The 17,945-nt window shown below is 60.5% G+C and carries 15 protein-coding genes; 11 read left to right on the top strand and 4 right to left on the bottom strand.

From position 1 onward, the window contains the following. Window positions 1-300 precede the first annotated feature (300 nt). From hisS to larD, 4 genes are all read left to right on the top strand, one after another. Window positions 301-1,614 (top strand): histidine--tRNA ligase, encoded by a 1,314-nt coding sequence (gene hisS / locus AAAX36_RS02265; RefSeq protein ID WP_349073852.1) that lies wholly within the window; start codon window positions 301-303, stop codon window positions 1,612-1,614. A gap of 338 nt (window positions 1,615-1,952) precedes the next feature. After that, window positions 1,953-4,685: a phosphoenolpyruvate carboxylase gene (locus AAAX36_RS02260; RefSeq protein ID WP_233504696.1), complete on the top strand. Its 2,733-nt coding sequence runs from the start codon at window positions 1,953-1,955 to the stop codon at window positions 4,683-4,685. Between the two features lie 466 nt (window positions 4,686-5,151). Continuing rightward, window positions 5,152-6,429 (top strand): nickel-dependent lactate racemase, encoded by a 1,278-nt coding sequence (larA, locus tag AAAX36_RS02255; RefSeq protein ID WP_022093875.1) that lies wholly within the window; start codon window positions 5,152-5,154, stop codon window positions 6,427-6,429. A 49-nt stretch (window positions 6,430-6,478) separates the two neighbouring features. Then, window positions 6,479-7,210, top strand: coding sequence for a D/L-lactic acid transporter LarD (gene larD / locus AAAX36_RS02250; RefSeq protein ID WP_349073851.1), 732 nt, complete (start codon window positions 6,479-6,481; stop codon window positions 7,208-7,210). Window positions 7,211-7,529: 319 nt separating this feature from the next. On the opposite strand, the gene AAAX36_RS02245 is transcribed toward larD, so the two are convergent. The 4 genes from AAAX36_RS02245 to serB form a co-directional block, all read right to left on the bottom strand. Beyond that, window positions 7,530-8,069, bottom strand: a complete 540-nt coding sequence (locus AAAX36_RS02245; protein WP_138339710.1) for a TetR/AcrR family transcriptional regulator — start codon at window positions 8,067-8,069, stop codon at window positions 7,530-7,532. Between the two features lie 2 nt (window positions 8,070-8,071). Next, on the bottom strand, window positions 8,072-8,983 hold the full coding sequence (locus AAAX36_RS02240) for a LarC family nickel insertion protein (protein WP_161115465.1): 912 nt from the start codon (window positions 8,981-8,983) through the stop codon (window positions 8,072-8,074). Between the two features lie 10 nt (window positions 8,984-8,993). Further along, window positions 8,994-9,776, bottom strand: a complete 783-nt coding sequence (gene larB, locus AAAX36_RS02235) for a nickel pincer cofactor biosynthesis protein LarB (RefSeq protein ID WP_349073850.1) — start codon at window positions 9,774-9,776, stop codon at window positions 8,994-8,996. 114 nt (window positions 9,777-9,890) lie between these two features. Next, window positions 9,891-10,526 (bottom strand): phosphoserine phosphatase SerB, encoded by a 636-nt coding sequence (gene serB / locus AAAX36_RS02230; RefSeq protein ID WP_349073849.1) that lies wholly within the window; start codon window positions 10,524-10,526, stop codon window positions 9,891-9,893. A 256-nt stretch (window positions 10,527-10,782) separates the two neighbouring features. On the opposite strand from serB, the gene aspS reads away from it, so the two are divergent. The 7 genes from aspS to AAAX36_RS02195 all read left to right on the top strand — a co-directional run bounded on the left by aspS (window position 10,783) and on the right by AAAX36_RS02195 (window position 17,919). Next, window positions 10,783-12,570, top strand: a complete 1,788-nt coding sequence (aspS, locus tag AAAX36_RS02225; RefSeq protein ID WP_349073848.1) for an aspartate--tRNA ligase — start codon at window positions 10,783-10,785, stop codon at window positions 12,568-12,570. A gap of 356 nt (window positions 12,571-12,926) precedes the next feature. Beyond that, entirely contained in the window at window positions 12,927-13,175 is a 249-nt protein-coding gene (locus tag AAAX36_RS02220) for an HPr family phosphocarrier protein (RefSeq protein WP_195521875.1), read from the top strand. A 188-nt stretch (window positions 13,176-13,363) separates the two neighbouring features. Then, entirely contained in the window at window positions 13,364-13,606 is a 243-nt protein-coding gene (locus AAAX36_RS02215; RefSeq protein WP_040358815.1) for a FeoA family protein, read from the top strand. Between the two features lie 40 nt (window positions 13,607-13,646). Next, window positions 13,647-13,868, top strand: a complete 222-nt coding sequence (locus AAAX36_RS02210) for a FeoA family protein (protein WP_349073847.1) — start codon at window positions 13,647-13,649, stop codon at window positions 13,866-13,868. Window positions 13,869-13,991: 123 nt separating this feature from the next. Then, window positions 13,992-16,319, top strand: coding sequence for a ferrous iron transporter B (locus AAAX36_RS02205; protein ID WP_349073846.1), 2,328 nt, complete (start codon window positions 13,992-13,994; stop codon window positions 16,317-16,319). 175 nt (window positions 16,320-16,494) lie between these two features. Beyond that, window positions 16,495-16,695, top strand: a complete 201-nt coding sequence (locus AAAX36_RS02200; RefSeq protein ID WP_006234772.1) for a hypothetical protein — start codon at window positions 16,495-16,497, stop codon at window positions 16,693-16,695. A 144-nt stretch (window positions 16,696-16,839) separates the two neighbouring features. Beyond that, window positions 16,840-17,919, top strand: coding sequence for a substrate-binding domain-containing protein (locus tag AAAX36_RS02195; protein WP_196022528.1), 1,080 nt, complete (start codon window positions 16,840-16,842; stop codon window positions 17,917-17,919). The last annotated feature ends 26 nt before the right edge of the window (window positions 17,920-17,945 follow it).

The following is a 17,945-nucleotide window of genomic DNA, read 5'->3' as shown; positions in this document are numbered from 1 at the left end:
GCATGGGGCACGGGCGGGCGCTCAAGGCCGTCGCGAGGAAGCGGCTCAGGGCGATATACGCCGTGATGCGCGACCGGGTGCCCTACCGGGAGTAGCCCCGACGGTTGACAAAACTATAGGAACACCCAACAGATCACGTGATCCGAAGGGGACGGAGGAAAGCGGATCGCAAACAGCGGCGGTGCGTCAGGCCGAACGAGTCCCCATACCCTCGTTCGGCCTGACGCACCGCCGCGGTTTGTGTTTGTGCCGTATAATGACCGTTACCTATGACGCGATACAAAAGAAAGGTGTTTGCCCATGCAGGCACAGAAGGCGGAGGGAACCCGCGACCTTATCGGCGCCGAGATGCGCGCCTGGCAAAAGATGCAGCAGATTGCGGCCGGCGTGTTCGAGCCGTTTGGTTTTAAACCCATCGAGACGCCCGCGATCGAGCAGGTGGACGTGTTTGTCCACGGTATCGGCCAGTCGACCGACGTCGTGCGCAAGGAAATGTTCCGCGTGTTCAGCGGTGCCAACCTGGAGCGCGTCTTTACCGAGGGCACCGACACCAAACTCAAGCCCAAGCAGCGCCTGGCGCTTCGCCCCGAGGGCACGGCCGGCGTGGTGCGCGCTGTCGTCGAGAACAATCTGGTGCCCCAGGGCTCCACGCCGTTTAAGGCGTACTACGCCGAGGCCATGTTCCGCGGCGAGCGTCCCCAGAAGGGCCGCCTGCGCCAGTTCCACCAGGTGGGCATCGAGTGGCTCGGCGCTCCCGATCCGGCGGCAGACGCCGAGTGCATCATCATGCTCATGGAGTTTTACAAGCGCCTGGGCTTCGATCTTTCCAAGCTTCGTCTGCTCATTAACTCGATGGGCGACGCTCAGTGCCGTCCGGCTTACCGCGAGCAAGTCAAGCAGTTTATCCTCGATCACGCAGACGAGATGTGCGATGAGTGCCGCGAGCGCGCCGAGCTCAACCCGCTGCGTGCCTTTGACTGCAAGAACGACCACTGCCGCGAGATCATGGCCGAGGCTCCGCTGATGGGTGACAACCTGTGCGATGAGTGCCGCGAGCACTACGAGCAAGTCAAGCGCTATCTGGACGCCGCCGGTATCGAGTATGTCGAGGATCCCACCTTGGTGCGCGGCCTGGACTACTACACCCGTACTGTCTTTGAGGTCGAGGCCCCTGGCGCCGGCGTCGGCTCCATCGGCGGCGGCGGCCGCTACGATGGCCTCGTCGAGCTCGAGGGCGGCAAGCCCACGGCAGGCGTCGGCTTCGCCGTCGGTTTTGAGCGCGCCCTGCTGGCCCTGCAGGCCTTTGGCAGCGACCTGGGTGCCGAGGAGGTCCCGTGCGTCTACGTCGCCAATGCCGGCAAGGAGCTGCGTCAGAACGTCTTTGCCATTACGCAGGAGCTTCGCGCCGCAGGGATTGTGACCGAGGCCGACTATCAGGGCCGTTCGCTCAAGGCCCAGTTTAAGCAGGCCGATAAGGTAGGCGCCAAGCTCATCTTGGTCCTGGGCGGCGACGAGCTTGCCGCCGGCAAGGTCAAGGTGCGCGACATGCAGAGCCATGACGAGGTTCTCGTCGATCTGGCCAACGTCGTCGAGGCGGTTCGCGAGCGTCTGTAGCGCATCTTTTTGAGCTTCGGGCCTGCTAACGTGCCCTGCTCATGGAGAGCGATTGTTACGGGGGTGTTTCGCTTTTATGCGGAATGCCCCCGTTTACGTATGCCGCCCACCGAGAAATACGACCATTTAGGGCAAAAACCTTTGCAATGCAGAAAATACTTTTGTGTGGTAAAGCGCAATCAGTGTCGAAAGTATTTCTCAAGCGCCTATAATGAATACCGCATGTTACGTGCATAGAAGGAGGAATGGGAGGAAACGTGGCTGAGAACCTAAGCAACCAGTCTGTACCCGAAGCCGCGGCGCGCGTCGCTGCCGTGGTCAACCGCCTCGTTAACCGAATCGGCTCGAATGCCGAGTCCAGGGAGCGTCTCGCCGAGATCGAGATCCCCGAGGAGCTGCGCGACAATCTGGCGCTGTTCTTGCGCCTGGAGCGCCGTGTGCTTAGCGAGTATGATCCCGAGATCGCGGACCTGTTCGACAAGATTTTGACAGCCGAGATTGTGGTCAATGCCGGCAACCCCGGTACCTGCGCTGCCGACGAAGCCGTCGACGAGCAGGGCGTGCCCACCGCCGACGAGCCCACTGCCGTGGCATTTCGTGAGGTCGTCGATTTGATCGACAGCCTGCCGCTCGATAAGCAGCAGGTCATCGTTCGCGCCTTTACGAGCTTTTTCCATCTGGCAAACCTGTCGGAGGAGAACTACCGTGTGGCGCAGCTGCGCGAGCGCGAGGCCGGTGCGTCGACCGATACCGAGGTCGATCCTGCCAACGAGCTTACCGTTGCCTATCACCAGCTGGTGAATGAGCTGGGTGTCGAGGGTGCCAACGAGCTGCTCGACAAGCTCGAGTTCCACCCTGTCTTTACCGCACATCCCACCGAGGCCCGTCGTAAGGCCGTCGAGGGCAAGATCCGCCGTATCTCCAACCTGCTGGAGGAGCGTCCGCGTCTGGGCGGCTCCGACCTGGTGGAGAACGAGCGCCATATGCTGCAGGAGATCGACGCCCTGGTGCGTACGAGTCCCATCGCGCTCAAGAAGCCCACGCCGGTCGAGGAAGCCGATACCATCATCGACATCTTCGATAACACGCTGTTCGACGTTATCCCCGTTATCTATCGTCGTTTTGACGATTGGGTGCTGGGCGACAAGGCCGGTACTGTGCCGCCGCTGTGCCCGGCGTTCTTCCATCCCGGCAGCTGGATCGGTTCCGACCGCGACGGTAACCCCAACGTCACCGCCAAGGTGAGCCGTGAGGTCGCCGCCAAGTACTTTACGCACATGGTGCTCAAGCTCGAGGACAAGTGCCGCCACATCGGCCGCAACCTCACGCTCGAGGCTACCTACAGCAAGCCGTCGGCCGAGCTCATTAACCTGTGGAACCATCAGGTCGAGATGAGCCCTCGTTACACGGCCCGCGCCGAGCTGATCTCCGAGCACGAGCCGCATCGCGCCGTCATGCTCGTCATGGCCGACCGCCTGAACGCCACCGTCCGTCGTATCACCGACACCATGTACCACAGCGCCGACGAGTTCCTGGATGACCTGCGCGTCGTCCAGCGTTCGCTGGCCGCCTGCGGTGCCGTCCGTGCTGCCTACGGCCCGGTCCAAACCATCATCTGGCAGGTCGAGTCCTTCGGCTTCCATATGGTCGAGATGGAGTTCCGTCAGCACTCCGTGGTGCATGCCCGCGCCCTTAAGGATATCCACGAGAACGGTATCCATGGCGACCTGCAGCCCATGACGCGCGAGGTCATCGATACCTTCCGCGCTATCGGCTCCATCCAAAAGCGCTACGGCAAGAAGATGGCGCACCGCTACATCATCTCGTTTACCAAGAGCGCTCAGCATGTGGCCGACGTCTTTGAGCTGGCGCACCTGTCCTTTGCACACGAGGAGGATGTCCCCGAGCTCGACGTGATCCCGTTGTTCGAGCAGCTCGAGGACCTCGAGGGCTGCGTCGACGTGCTCGATCAGATGCTTACGCTGCCCGTGGTGCAAAAGCGCCTTGCCCAGACCAACCGCCGCATGGAGGTCATGCTGGGCTATTCCGACTCTTCCAAGGATGCCGGTCCTACCACGGCCATGCTCGCGCTGCACTCCGCGCAGGAGCGCATCGCCAAGTGGGCAGAGAAGAACGATATCGACCTGGTGCTCATGCACGGTCGCGGCGGTGCCGTGGGCCGTGGCGGCGGCCCGGCCAACAAGGCCGTGCTGGCGCAGCCCAAGGGTTCGGTCAACTGCTTCTTTAAGCTCACCGAGCAGGGCGAAGTCATCTTTGCCCGTTACGGCAACCGCACGCTGGCTCAGCGCCATGTTGAGTCCGTTGCCGCCGCAACGCTTTTGCAGTCGGCCCCGAGTGTCGAGAAGACCAACACCGAGACCACGCAGAAGTTCTGGGATATGGCCGAGAAGCTCAACACTGCAAGCCACGAACGCTATCTGGACCTGCTGAACACCGAGGACTTTACACCGTGGTTCTCGACCGTGACGCCGCTGACCGAGGTCGGTCTGCTGCCGATCGGCTCGCGTCCCGCCAAGCGCGGTCTGGGCGCCAAGTCGCTCGATGACCTGCGTACCATTCCGTGGATCTTCAGCTGGAGCCAGGCGCGCATTAACCTGGCCGCTTGGTACGGTCTGGGCACCGCCTGCGAGCAGCTTGGCGATCTTGACCAGCTCAAGGCTGCCTACCAGGAGTGGCCGTTCTTCCGCACCTTTATCGACAACATCGAGATGTCGATCGCCAAGACCGACCAGCGCATCGCCAAGATGTATCTGCACCTGGGCGACCGCCAGGATCTGTCCGAGAAGGTCTTTACCGAGATGCAGCTCACGCGTAAGTGGGTCCTTGCCATCGTCGGTGACGAGTGGCCGCTGCAGCGCCGTCGCGTGCTCGGCTGCGCCGTCCGTGTACGTAACCCCTACGTCGACGCCCTGTCCATCGCCCAGGTCCGCGCCCTTCGCGAGGTGCGTATGAACCAGGACGAGATGGCCGAGGAGAAGAAGGCCGAGTACATGAGCCTGATTCTTTCGACTGTGACCGGCGTCTCGGCAGGACTGCAGAACACGGGGTAATCGATAGTCCTGTAGTCGTCCGGGCCCGCCATTAGTTTACTTTTAGGCACGTCCTCGGACATGCAAGAAGCCCTCGCTGCGCACTTCGTGCGGCGAGGGCTTCTTGCGTCCTGCGGAGTGTGCCTAAAAGTAAACTAATGGCGGGCCCTGCGATGTCCGGTCTTCAGTGGATTACTGGCTGGGGGAATAATGGCGCGCTTCGCGCGTTTTGGATGGGGTCTGTCCCGGCGGCGCGTTTGGCGCTTCGCGCCGCGCGCCTTATCGATCGGGATTGAGATGCATGTGGTGCTTCTCGCCTTACGACTGTAGCGGCCGCGGTCCCGTTTGGGGTCGCGGCCGTTTTGTTGTGGGTCAAATATGAACGTTGTGTTAATGAGTCGGTGGACGGTGGTGTTTTTCGGTGAGCGGCGTATCCTTCCAACGGTTTATCTAGTGTGTCAGTTGAAAAGGAAGAGGGCGCTCGTCATTGTTTGAATGTGAACTGCCGTTTGACCACAAGACGTTGCATCTGGAGCTCGAGGATAAGAACTTCGCGGGTGTGATGGAAGGTCATCAAAACGAGTTTAAGACCACGAAATCGCAGGAAGAGCTGGTAGAGGAGTCGCTTGCCAACCCTTATGGTTCGCCGTCGCTCGAGGAGCTTTGTGCTGGCAAGAAGGATATTGTCATTATTAGCTCCGATCATACGCGTCCCGTTCCCTCGCGTGTGACGATGCCTATTCTGCTGCATCACATCCATTCTGCTGCGCCCGAGGCTCGCGTGCGCATTTTGGTTGCTACGGGTATGCATCGTCCGTCGACGCATGAGGAACTCGTCAACAAGTACGGCGAGGAGATCGTTGCCAACGAGGAAATCGTTATGCACGTCGCGACTGACGACAGCATGATGAAAAAGATCGGCACCCTGCCTTCTGGTGGCGAGTGCATCATCAACAAGATTGCCGCCGATTGCGATCTGCTGCTTGCCGAGGGCTTTATTGAGCCGCACTTCTTTGCCGGTTTCTCTGGTAGCCGCAAGTCCGTCCTGCCTGGCATCGCCAGCTACAAGACCATCATGTACAACCACAACGGTCAGTTTGTGAATGATTCCCACTCGCGTGCCGGCAACCTGTGCCACAACCACGTGAGCGAGGACATGTTTGCTGCCGCCGAGATGGCTCACCTTGCCTTTGTGCTTAACGTGGTGCTCAACGGCAAGCACGAGGTCATCGGCTCCTTTGCCGGCGATATCCACAAGGCGCACGAGGCTGGCTGCGAGTTCGTGAAGAGCCTTGCCGGCGTTGAGCCCGTCGAGTGCGAGATTGCCATCACCACCAACGGCGGCTACCCGCTCGACCAGAACATCTACCAGGCCGTGAAGGGCATGTGCTCTGCCGAGGCCACGCTTCCCGAGGGCGGCGTGATCATCGACGTCGCCGGCTGTGCCGACGGTCACGGTGGCGAGGGCTTCTATCACAACATCGCCGACAATGATCCGGCAGAGTTTGAGCGCGCCTGCATCGACCGTCCTAAGGACGAGACCCTGCCCGACCAGTGGACGAGCCAGATCTTTGCCCGCATCCTGGCGCATCACCCTGTGATCATGGTTACCGACCTGTGCGATCACCAGATGATCAAGGATATGCACATGACGCCGGTTAACACCCTCGATGAGGCGCTCAAGCTCGCCTTTGAGATGAAGGGTGCCGATGCCAAGGTGGCCGTCATTCCCGATGGCCTGGGCGTTGTCGTCGCACAGCACTAGTACGCGGCCTAAACGAACCGTTTATAACCGACAAGAAAGATAAGGTTTTATGCTTACCAAACTCCTCTGCGAATTCGGCGCAACGGCCCTCATGATCATCTTTGGCGTGGGCGTGCACTGCGATACCGTGCTTAAGGGCACCAAGTATCAGGGCTCCGGCCACATGTTTGCCATCACCACCTGGTCTTTTGGCATCTCGGTCGCCTTGTTTATCTTTGGCGGCGCCGTGTGCATGAACCCCGCCATGGTGCTTGCCCAGTGCATCGTGGGCCTGGTGCCGTGGAGCAGCTGCATCCCCTTCATGATTGCCGATATGCTCGGCGGCTATGTGGGCGCCGTGATCGCGTGGTTGATGTATGCCGATGAGTTCAAGGCTTCCGACGGCGTCGTCGACCCTATTGCCCAGCGCAACATCTTCTCGACCAACCCCACCACCGAGGGCACGAACTATGCCCGCAACTTCTTCTGCGAGGCTATCTGCACCTTTGTGTTCATCAGCGCCATCCTGGCTACCGCTAGCCGTGCCGGCGAGAACGTTTTGATGCTCGCTATCTGCGTCGGTCTGATCGTTTGGGCTGTTGGCATGGGCATGGGCGGCATTACTGGCTTCGCCATGAACCAGGCTCGTGACCTTGGTCCTCGCATGGCCTATCAGGTGCTGCCGATCAAGAACAAGGCCGACAACAACTGGAAGTATGGCCTGCTTGTTCCTGGCATCGCTCCGTTTGTCGGTGCCGCTCTGGCCGCGCTGTTTGTGCATGGTTTCTTGGGCATGTTCTAGTCTGAGGCTACATAGTTGTCCGCTGGCCGCATGGGGTAACTTCCCAGCGCGTCCTCGGACATGCAAAAAGGCTCGCTGCGCACTTCGTGCGGCGAGCCTTTTTGCGTCCTGCGGAATGCGCTGGGAAGTTACCCCATGCGGACAGCTGCGGGATCTTTGTTGCGTTCGTACAAGCAACCCAATATATATCTGAATTTGGATGGGAGGGGCTTGTTGCTGGTAGGGGCGTTGGGCTTCTGTCGACACTTTGGGATGGATTGTGCTTTGGGTTGGGGCGGCGCTTTGAGATGAGGTCGGAACTTTGGGATGAGGGGTTTACTCAGTTGAAGAGAGGCTTAATGGCTGATAGGTAGTCTTTGGCTACGTCGGCTTTGGCTGCTTGGAAGTTGTGCCAGGCCCACCATTGGACCATTCCTACGAAGCTTGAGGCTATGTGGTGTAGTAAGAAGCTGCGGTCCATGGTGGCGGCGGGGCCTGCGGGGTCGACGGGGACGGTTTCGGCTGCGCGCGACATGATGGTCTTGCGGAGGCAGTCGGCGAAGACGCGTGAGCCGGCGCCGGCTACGAGGGCTCGAACGCCCTGACGGCGTTCCCAGAGGTTGTTGAGGATATGCTCGACTTGCACGAGTGGGTCGTCGAGCGGCGTACCATCGTCGTCGAGGGCGTGGGTGCAGATGTCGCTCACGAGCTCGGACAGTAGGTCGTCTTTGCTCTTAAAGAGGCCGTAGAATGTCGCGCGGCCTACGTGGGCGCGCGCGATGATGTCGCCGACGGTGATCTTGCCGTAGTCCTCTTCGCGCAGCAGCTCGGAGAACGCCGAAACGATGGCAGCGCGGCTTTTTGCCTTGCGGGCATCCATGGCTATGCGTCCGCGTGAACGAGCAGGCAGCGGAGCGTACCGGAGCAGCCCTCGTAGGGGCGCTTGCCAGCGCCGTAGCCGACGGCTTCGATGCGGTAGCGTGAGGGCAGTTGGTCGGACGTACACAGCGCGGTGACGATGGCGGCGCCCGTGGGCGTCACGAGCTCGCCGGCGACCGGTGCAGGCGTGAGGGCGATATTGCCCGCCTGGCACAGGTTGACGACAGCGGGGACGGGAATGGGCATGAGGCCGTGGGCACAGTGGATGGTGCCGTGGCCCTCGGAGAGCGACTCGACGACAATATCCTCGATGCCCAGGTCATCGAGGCAGATGGCGACAGAGCAGACGTCGACGATGGAATCGACGGCGCCTACCTCGTGGAACATGACGGTCTCGGGCGTTTTGCCGTGGGCCTTGGCCTCGGAGGCGGCGAGCGCGGTAAAGATGGCGTGCGCACGACGCTTGGCGCCATCGCTTAACTGCGAGCCGTCGATGATGGCGGTGACGTCCGCCAAAGAACGGTGGTGATGGTGGTGGGCGTGATGGTGGCCCTCGTGGCCATGGCCGTGGGTCTCATGATCATGCTCATGGCAGTGCTCATGCTCGTCATGGTCATGATGGTGGTGCTCGTGCTCGTGCGTGTGCTCGGCAGCTGCTTCGTTGCCGTAGAGCCATGCCATGTCGTGGTCGTGGTTCTCGAGCTCTTCTGCCAGCTGAACGTCGAAATCGCAGGCGTCGATGCCATGCTTGTTTACGCGCGTGACGGCGATCGTAAAGCCGTCGACCGGCAGTGTGGCGAGCTGTTCGCGCAGGTGCTCCTCGCTGGCGCCCAGGTCGAGCAGGGCCGCGACGGTCATATCGCCGCTGATGCCCGAGGTGCCGTCGATGATAAGCGTGTGCTGATGATTGGACATGGAATGCTCCTTAGCGGGCGCGGGGTGTGCCGGCGCTCAGATGATTGATAAGACTTGCCTGGTAAGCGGCGCCAAAGCCGTTGTCGATATTGACGACCGATACGCCGCTGGTACAGGAGTTGAGCATGGCGAGCAGTGCGGCTACGCCACCAAAACTTGCGCCGTAGCCCACGCTGGTGGGAACGGCGATGACCGGACAGCTCACCAGGCCGCCGATAACGCTCGCCAACGCGCCCTCCATGCCGGCGATGGCGATGACCACCTGTGCCTGGGCAAGTTCCTCGGCATGCGCGAGTAGGCGGTGCAGGCCGGCGACGCCTACGTCGTAGAGGCGGTCGACCTCGTTGCCATAGAACTCGGCCGTCAACGCGGCTTCCTCGGCGACGGGCAGGTCGCTCGTGCCGGCGCAGGCGACGACGATGCGTCCGTTGCCGGTAGGGGAGGGCTTGCCGCCCACGAGGGCGAGCTGCGCGTCCGGGACATATCCCAGGTCGATGCCGTTGCCGAGGAGCTCCGAGGTGCGGGCTGCCTTTTCGGCATCCAGGCGCGTGACCAGGATGCGCTCCTGGCCGGCATCGCGCAGCGCCTCGATAATGGCGGCAATTTGCTCGGCGGTTTTACCGGCACCGTAGACAACCTCGCCGGCTCCCTGGCGCACTCCGCGCGAAAGATCGAGCTGCGCAAAGCCCAAATCGGCAGTCGGAGCCGTCTGGATGCGCGTAAGGGCGTCGGCGGGGGTGACTGATCCGCCGGCAACATCGCTCAGCAGCTGCTCTAGATCTCGCTTATCCATATATGTTCCCTTCGACGGCGCAAAGTCTAGCACTCAAAGGGTATGTTTCCGAACACTAAGACAAAATTGTTCGGAAACTATAGGACAGACTGATTCTATTGTTAGAAGGATCGACTAGTCGCGCAGGATGATATCCATGGCGAGCGTCAGGTTGCGCTCGTCGATGGCAAACGGGGCGGCTTCGCGCGTCTTGGGCTTGGCGCAAAACGCGATGCCCGTGCCCGCGGCCTGAATCATGGGGATGTCATTGGCGCCGTCGCCGATCGCGACGGTGTGGGTCATGTCGACACCGCACTCAACCGCCCAATCCAGCAGCTGAATGAGCTTGGATTCCTTGGTCACAATGTCTGCCGCCAGCTTACCCGTGAGCTTGCCGTCCACGACTTCCAGACGGTTGGCCAGGCAAAAATCGATGCCCGCGGCGGCCACGATCTTGTCGGCGACCTCGTGGAAGCCGCCGCTTACCACGCCGACCTTCCAGCCCTTGCTGTGCGCCGAGCGCACAAGCTCCAGCGCGCCGGGAGTAAACGTCACGCGCTCAAAGGTGCGCTCGAACACGCTCTCATCCAAGCCGGCAAGCAGCCCCACGCGCTCCTCGAGCGCCTGCTTAAAGTCAAGCTCGCCGCGCATGGCGCGTTCGGTGATCTGTGCAACTTGCTCTCCCACGCCGGCTTCCTCGCCCAACAGGTCGATGACCTCCTGGTTGATGAGCGTGGAGTCGATATCCATAACGATGAGGCGTGCAGTCATGGCGGGCCTTTCCGAGTGCAGTTGTATTGGGGCACATTGTCGCACGCGGCGCGCCTTGGCGACGGCCAGGCCGCGTCAATTGTTTCGTCTCCGTCAAGTCTTTGGGCAGGAGCTACTTTTTCGCGGTACATCGGCGCAGGTGCGATAACATAGAACGCCATGTCTGGCTGCGCGGTTTACGCAGGCTGGGCAAATCTGTACGACGCCGCCCGGAACGACACGGGGCGGCACAGATCCATAAAGGAGGATCACTGGTATGAGCCAGACCCGTCCCATCGATGAGCATTCTATGCACACCCGTACCTGCGGCGAGCTTCGCTTCGAGAACGTGGGCGAAGAGGTCACCCTCACCGGTTGGGTGAGCCGTCGCCGCGACCACGGCGGCCTTATCTTCTGCGACCTTCGCGACCGCGAGGGCATCACGCAGCTCACCTTCGACCCCGAGCACTCCGACGGCGACGCCTTTAAGATCGCCGAGACCATGCGTCCCGAGTGGCCCATCAAGATTCATGGCGTCGTGCGCGCCCGTGGCGAGGAGACCACCAACACCAAGCTCGCGACCGGCGAGATCGAGGTCCTGACCGACCACGCCGAGGTACTCAACACGTCCGTCACCCCGCCGTTCCAGATCGAGGACGGCATCGAGACCAGCGAGGACACCCGCCTGCGCTATCGCTATCTGGACCTCCGTCGTCCCGAGATGATGGCCAACCTCAAGCTGCGCTCCGACTTTACCTTTGCCATTCGCGAGGCGCTGCACAACCGTGAGTTCATGGAGGTCGAGACACCCTCCCTGTTCAAGTCCACGCCCGAGGGCGCCCGCGACTTCATCGTTCCCAGCCGCATTCAGCCGGGTAACTTCTACGCCCTGCCGCAGTCCCCGCAGCTTCTGAAGCAGCTGCTCATGGTCGGTGGCGTTGAGCGCTACTACCAGGTCGCCAAGTGCTTCCGCGACGAGGACCTGCGTGCCGACCGTCAGCCCGAGTTCACTCAGGTCGATATCGAGATGTCCTTCGTGGACCAGAACGATGTCATGAGCGCGCTCGAGGAGGTCCTGGCCGATGCCTTCGGTCGCATGGGTGTCGAGATGCCCACGCCGCTGCGTCGCATGGACTACTGGGAGGCCATGGACACCTATGGCTCCGACAAGCCCGATACCCGCTACGGCATGCACCTGGTCGACCTGACCGACATCTTTGCCAACTCCAAGTTCAAGGTCTTTGCGACTGCCGCAAACGAGGAGGGCTCTGTCGTCAAGGCAATCAACGCCAAGGGTGCCGGTGCCTGGGCACGTGCCAAGATCGATAAGCTCGCCGGCGTGGCCTCCACGTTTGGCGCCAAGGGCCTGGCATGGATCGCATTCCGCGAGGATGGCTCCCTCAACAGCCCCATCGTCAAGTTCTTCTCGGACGAGGAGATGGCGGCTCTGCGCGAGCGCATGGACGTCGAGCCCGGCGACCTTGTGATGTTCGCCGCCGGTCCGCGCCTGCTCTCTGACGAGATCCTGGGTGGCATGCGTTCTCACATGGCCAACGCGCTCGAGATCAAGCGCGAGGGCCACGACTTCCTGTGGGTCGTTAACTTCCCGCTGTTCCATTGGGACGAGGATCGCAAGGCCTATGCAGCCGAGCACCAGCCGTTCACCTTGCCGACCGAGACCGACATCGCCAAGATTGAGGCCGATCCGCTGGCAGCCGGTTCTTGCACCTACGACTTTGTCATGGACGGCTTTGAGGCCGGCGGCGGCGGTATGCGTATCCACAACGCCGAGATGCAGATGTCCATGCTCAAGCTCCTGGGCTTTACCGAGGAGCGCGCCGAGTCGCAGTTCGGCTTCCTCATGGAGGCGCTCAAGTTTGGTGCGCCCCCGATGGGTGGTTTCGCTTTGGGCCTGGACCGCGTGTGTATGCTGCTCACCGGTTCCGACTCCATCCGCGACGTCATGGCGTTCCCCAAGACGGCCAGCGGCTCCGACCTCATGTCGGGCGCTCCGAGTGCCGTTAGCGGCGCCCAGCTCAAGGACGTCAGCCTGCGCCTGATGTAGGCGAGCGGCTACATATTGCCCGTAACGAGGGAAGGACGCGTGCCTTCCCTCGTTTTTTATGCGCGGGCGTTGCGAGGGCATAGGTTGACTGGGCGTCGCGGAAACTGCGTCCCAGAATTTGCGTCCAAAACGGGTCGCAGTTTCCCAAACAGGCCCCTTTGGGAAATTGCGTCCCAGAATCCAGCCAAATAACGGGTCGCACTTTCCGGTTGAGCCTTCTGGCGGAAACTGTGTCCCATCATTGACGTTCGAAATGGGATGCGATTTCCGTCCCGCCCTCAACAAGCATCTAACGCTACAATAACTACCACGTGGCTGGGTTTGCCGGCCGAATGTGCGATGCCGCGGGAGGGGACATGGTCGAGTTTACGAAGACGATTAAAGATCCGTTGGGATTACATGCCCGCCCGGTTGCGCTGCTCTATGATATTATCGCCAAGCATCGTAGTGACGTGTCGGTCAGCATTGGCGACCGTCATGTCGATGGTCGCGACGTGATGGGCCTGATGGCCCTCTATGGCGAGTGCGGCGAGGATGTCGTGTTCCGCGTTTCGGGCGTGGATGAGGCTTCCTGCGTCACGTCGATCAGAAACCTCTCGCTTTAAGCATGACAGGGCGTGGTAAAGGATGGTCCTTTGCCGCGCCCTTTTGTTTCGTATAGGAAACTTTTTCGAAATCTGAACGGGGACCCTTTCCAAAAAGTTAACCACGTGTTAGTTTACTAAAGCGAACATAGACGTGGTTAACTTTTATCGCGTCGATGTTGAGGACGAACTGACGTTAGGAGCCACTCATGTCTTGCGGACCGCAGATGCCGGCAATGCCGCTTTCGATGGTAAAAGCGGGCGAAACCGTGCGCGTGTCTCGTGTAAAGGGCAATGAGGATATGAAGCACCACCTCAAGGACCTCGGCTTTGTCGAGGGCAGCGAAATCCACGTGGTGAGCTCGAGTGGCGCCAATATCATCGTCACTGTGCTGGGCGCACGCTTTGGCATCGATTCCAAGGTTGCCATGCACATCATGACCGTCGGTTAGTCGACGGTATTTCTGTACGCACTGAAAGGGGGACAAGTAAATGAAGACGTTGGGTGACGTTAAGGTGGGCGAGAGCTCCACCATCATCAAGCTTCACGGTGAGGGTGCGCTTCGCCGCCACCTTATGGACCTGGGGCTCATCAAGGGCACTTCGTTCAAGGTCGTGAAGGTTGCACCGCTCGGTGATCCGGTCGAGATCAACGTGCGCGGCTACGAGCTTTCCATCCGCAAGGAGGAGGCCGCCGTCGTCGAGGTCCAGTAAGGGCTCACGGCGTATATTTCTGCAGATAAAGTTAGGTATTTCTAACTTAATGCAGCATCTTTGAAGCACATTATCCAGCCTGCGCGGAGAAAGCAGCGCGGGCACACAAGGAAGAAGGATTGAATGGCGGATTCTCAGATCCATGTCGCGTTGGCGGGTAACCCCAACTGCGGCAAGACCACGCTTTTCAACCTGATCACCGGCGCCAACGGCTACGTTGGCAACTGGCCCGGCGTCACGGTTGAGAAAAAGGAGGCCAAGCTCCTAAGCGACAAGAACGTTACCATCACGGACCTCCCTGGCATCTACTCGCTTTCCCCCTACAGCCCCGAGGAGCAATGCTCGCGCGATTACCTCATGAGCGGCGAGCCCGATGTTGTCGTCCAGGTTGTCGATGCCACCAACCTCGAGCGTAACCTGTATCTGGCGCTTCAGGTTATCGAGACCGGCCTGCCCGTGGTCGTTGCCCTCAACATGGCCGACTTGGTCGAGAAGAACGGCGACAAGATCGACACGGACAAGCTCTCCAAAAAGCTCGGCTGCCCGGTTATGATGATCTCGGCCCTTAAGAACAAGGGTATCAAGGAGCTGTTCGAGCAGGTCAAGAAGTCCGCTGCTTCCAAGGGCCAGGTGCCGGAGCACAAGTTCGACTCCTCCATCGAGGACGTTCTGGGCCACATCGAGAATAACCTGTCTGCAAGCGTTCCCGCCAACAAGCGCCGCTACTATGCCGTCAAGCTGTTCGAGCGCGATGCGGACGCCTGCAAGCTCATCAACCTCACCAAGGAGAAGGCCGCTCGCGTCGAAGAGCTGGTCGCTCAGTGCGAGCAGGACTGCGACGATGACGCTGAGTCCATCATCACCGGCGAGCGCTACGGCGTCATCGCGCACATCATCGACGAGTGCCTCACCAAGGCCCCGGCCAAGATGAGCACCTCCGAGAAGATCGACCGCGTGGTTACCAACCGTATCCTGGGCTTGCCGATCTTTGTGGTCATCATGTTCTGCGTGTACTACATCGCCGTTTCCACCCTGGGCGGAACGGTGACCGACTTCACCAACGATCAGCTCTTTGGCACCGACGGTTGGTATGTGCTCGGTCAGGGCCGCGATGCTTACGATGAGGCTGTCGAGGCCGCGGGTGACGACGCCGACTCGGTCGACCCGGCACAGTACGGCCCCTATGTCCCGGGTATCACCACCATGGTGCACGACGCCCTCGTGGCGGGTGGCACCGAGGACGGTGGCCTGGTCGATTCGCTGGTCTGCGACGGTATCGTCGGAGGCCTGGGCGCTATCTTCGGCTTCGTCCCGCAGATGTTCCTGCTGTTCGTCATGCTGTCCTTCCTGGAGGACTGCGGCTATATGGCCCGCGTCGCCTTCATCATGGACCGCGTGTTCCGCCGCTTTGGCCTGTCCGGTAAGTCCTTTATCCCCATGCTCGTGTCCTCGGGCTGCGGCGTCCCCGGCGTCATGGCCACCAAGACCATCGAGAACGAGAAGGACCGCCGCATGACGGTCATGACCACCACGTTCATTCCCTGTGGCGCTAAGCTGCCGATCATCGCCCTGCTCATGGGTTCTATCATCGGCGATTCTTCCACCACCGCCGCGTGGATTAGCCCGCTCTTCTACTTCCTGGGCGTCTTTGCCGTCATCGCCTCGGGCCTCATGCTCAAGAAGACCAAGCTCTTCGCCGGTCGCCCGACGCCGTTCGTTATGGAGCTCCCCGCCTACCACTTCCCGGCGATCCGCTCTTGGGCGCTGCACGTGTGGGAGCGCTGCTGGGCCTTTATCAAGAAGGCCGGCACGGTCATCTTTGCCTCCACTGTCGTGGTTTGGTTCCTGTCCAACTTTGGTAGCTACAACGGCTCCTTTGGCTTCCTGCCTGCGATGGAAGGCATCCCCGAGGAGTTCATGGACTACTCCGTGCTCGCCATGCTGGGCAACCTGGTTGCCTGGATCTTCGCCCCGCTCGGCTTTAGCACCTGGCAGGCAACTGCGCTGACTGTCTCTGGCCTTGTCGCCAAGGAGAACGTCGTCGCCACCGCCGGTTCGCTGCTGTCCGTGGCCGACGCCGCCGAGACTGACCCGAGCCTGTGGACCGCGTTCGCCGGCATGTTCCCGACCATGGGCGCTTGCGTTGCCTTTGGCGCGTTCAACCTGCTGTGCGCCCCGTGCTTTGCCGCCATGGGTACCATCCGCAACCAGATGGATTCCGGCAAGTGGACTGCGATCGCCATCGGTTACGAGTGCGCCTTTGCCTGGGTCATTGGCCTGTTCATCAACCAGTTCTACAACCTGCTTGTCCTTGGCCAGTTTGGTATTTGGACGGTTGTAGCCATCGTTCTGCTGGTTGCGATGCTCTTCCAGATCTTTCGTCCCATGCCCAAGCACGCTTGGACGGACGAGGACGAGACCAACACCGCTTCCGCCGCAGTTTCCGCTTAAGTCCAAATAAGGATTAGCCCCTTTCCACGAGCCCGGGTATCTTCGCGATACCCGGGCTTTTTGGTGGGAGAGATGTGGCGTTTCCGCAGATAAAACCAACCAAAATAAACCTGTCCCTTTTTGGTAGGTGGAGAATGGGGTAAAGTAAGTGATGGTTAACTAGAGGAGGCTTGCTATGGCACCTATCGATATTGTTGTACTGGCTGTTATCGGCGTTGCGTTTGTCGCCGTGTGCGTGCGCATCTACCGCAAGGGCACCTGCGCCGACTGCGCTCAGGGTGGCGTTTGCACGGGGCATTGCTCCAACAAAAAGACGTGCGCTGCACTTAAGGGCGTAGACAAAATCGCCGAAGACTTGGGTCGCGGTATCAAATAAGGTCCGGACATCCAAGCGCTCCGCGGGCATCCGTTCGCGGGGCGCTTTGTGCATTTGAGGGAGAGCACGGCGAGTCGAAGAGTATTTTTGGGGTATCGTTAACTGGACTATTAATTGGCAACTTATCTATAACGGAGTAACCGCATGAGCGCTCGCGTAACCATGAAGGACATAGCCGCCGAGCTTGGCGTTTCCATCAATACCGTGCACAAGGCTCTGACGGGAAAGGCCGGCGTGAGCGAATCCGTGCGCGCCAAGGTGAACGCTAAGGCCGAGGCCATGGGCTATCACCGCAACACAAGTGCCTCAAGCCTGCGCCGCAAGGATATCAATCTGGTGTTTTGCCTGCCCCGCGCATCGCGCGAAGGAGCGTACTTTTTCCGTTACCTGTGGGAAGGCTGCAATCGCTTTGAACAGGAGGTCATCGACCGGGGCATTACGGTTGAGCGCGTTGAATTTGGCGTGGGCGGCTACGCTGATGCACTCGAGCAAATCGACGAGCGTCTGCAGGTGGGCGAGAAGATTGATGGCTTGCTCGCCTATGCGCCGGGCGACGATCGTGCGACTGAGCTTTTGGGGCAGATCGCCGAGGCGGGCGTGACGATTGAGCTTGTCGACGGCGACCGTCCGCATTTGAATCGTTTGGGTGCGAGCTTGGCCGATTATTCGACGGCAGGCAGCCTTATGGCCGAGCAGGCGGCAAACCTGGTCCATGCTTCTGGGGCCGACGCCCGCGTGCTCCTTTTGACAGGCGACCCATATACCGATTCGCACTATCTAACCGCCCGCGCCTTCCACAATTACCTGCGCGAACGTGATATTCCATGGCAGGTTGAGGATCTTGCAGGTGCCCATGCGCAAGTCAAACAACTCGAGCATGAGCTCGAAAAGCGCTTGAGTGCGCCGGACGCCCCCGAACTTATCTGTAGCGTTTTTGCCGTTGGTTCCGAAGTGGTTGCCGACGCGCTCGTCTCGACCGGCAAGGCCGGTCGGGTCATGGTGATCGGCAACGACCTGTTTCCCGAAAGCGCCCTGGCCTTGCGCCGCGGTATCTTTACCAATATTGTCTATAAGGACCCGACGAGCCTGGCGTATCGCGGCGCCAAGACACTGGGCGATTATTTGCTGTGGGGAAGGACCCCGACGGAGCCCGTCCAGAAGGGCGCCGTCGAGATGGTATTTGCCAGCAATGTCGACCGCTACTGCGAACTTGCGGGTATTTAGCCGATTGAGCAGGTACCCCCTCTTGC

The sequence above is a fragment of the Collinsella sp. CLA-ER-H10 genome, from assembly GCF_040092475.1.
In the GTDB taxonomy this organism is placed as follows: domain Bacteria; phylum Actinomycetota; class Coriobacteriia; order Coriobacteriales; family Coriobacteriaceae; genus Collinsella.
Note: the sequence above shows the minus strand (reverse complement) of the source record. Positions and strands in the feature narration are given on the sequence as shown.

Excerpts from the sequence above, each read along its gene's own strand:
- hisS (WP_349073852.1), top strand. The coding sequence starts at position 301 with ATGCAGGCACAGAAGGCGGAGGGAACCCGCGACCTTATCGGCGCCGAG.
- larD (WP_349073851.1), top strand. The coding sequence starts at position 6,479 with ATGCTTACCAAACTCCTCTGCGAATTCGGCGCAACGGCCCTCATGATC.
- AAAX36_RS02245 (WP_138339710.1), bottom strand. The coding sequence starts at position 8,069 with ATGGATGCCCGCAAGGCAAAAAGCCGCGCTGCCATCGTTTCGGCGTTC.
- AAAX36_RS02240 (WP_161115465.1), bottom strand. The coding sequence starts at position 8,983 with ATGTCCAATCATCAGCACACGCTTATCATCGACGGCACCTCGGGCATC.
- larB (WP_349073850.1), bottom strand. The coding sequence starts at position 9,776 with ATGGATAAGCGAGATCTAGAGCAGCTGCTGAGCGATGTTGCCGGCGGA.
- serB (WP_349073849.1), bottom strand. The coding sequence starts at position 10,526 with ATGACTGCACGCCTCATCGTTATGGATATCGACTCCACGCTCATCAAC.
- aspS (WP_349073848.1), top strand. The coding sequence starts at position 10,783 with ATGAGCCAGACCCGTCCCATCGATGAGCATTCTATGCACACCCGTACC.
- AAAX36_RS02220 (WP_195521875.1), top strand. The coding sequence starts at position 12,927 with ATGGTCGAGTTTACGAAGACGATTAAAGATCCGTTGGGATTACATGCC.
- AAAX36_RS02215 (WP_040358815.1), top strand. The coding sequence starts at position 13,364 with ATGTCTTGCGGACCGCAGATGCCGGCAATGCCGCTTTCGATGGTAAAA.
- AAAX36_RS02210 (WP_349073847.1), top strand. The coding sequence starts at position 13,647 with ATGAAGACGTTGGGTGACGTTAAGGTGGGCGAGAGCTCCACCATCATC.
- AAAX36_RS02205 (WP_349073846.1), top strand. The coding sequence starts at position 13,992 with ATGGCGGATTCTCAGATCCATGTCGCGTTGGCGGGTAACCCCAACTGC.
- AAAX36_RS02200 (WP_006234772.1), top strand. The coding sequence starts at position 16,495 with ATGGCACCTATCGATATTGTTGTACTGGCTGTTATCGGCGTTGCGTTT.
- AAAX36_RS02195 (WP_196022528.1), top strand. The coding sequence starts at position 16,840 with ATGAGCGCTCGCGTAACCATGAAGGACATAGCCGCCGAGCTTGGCGTT.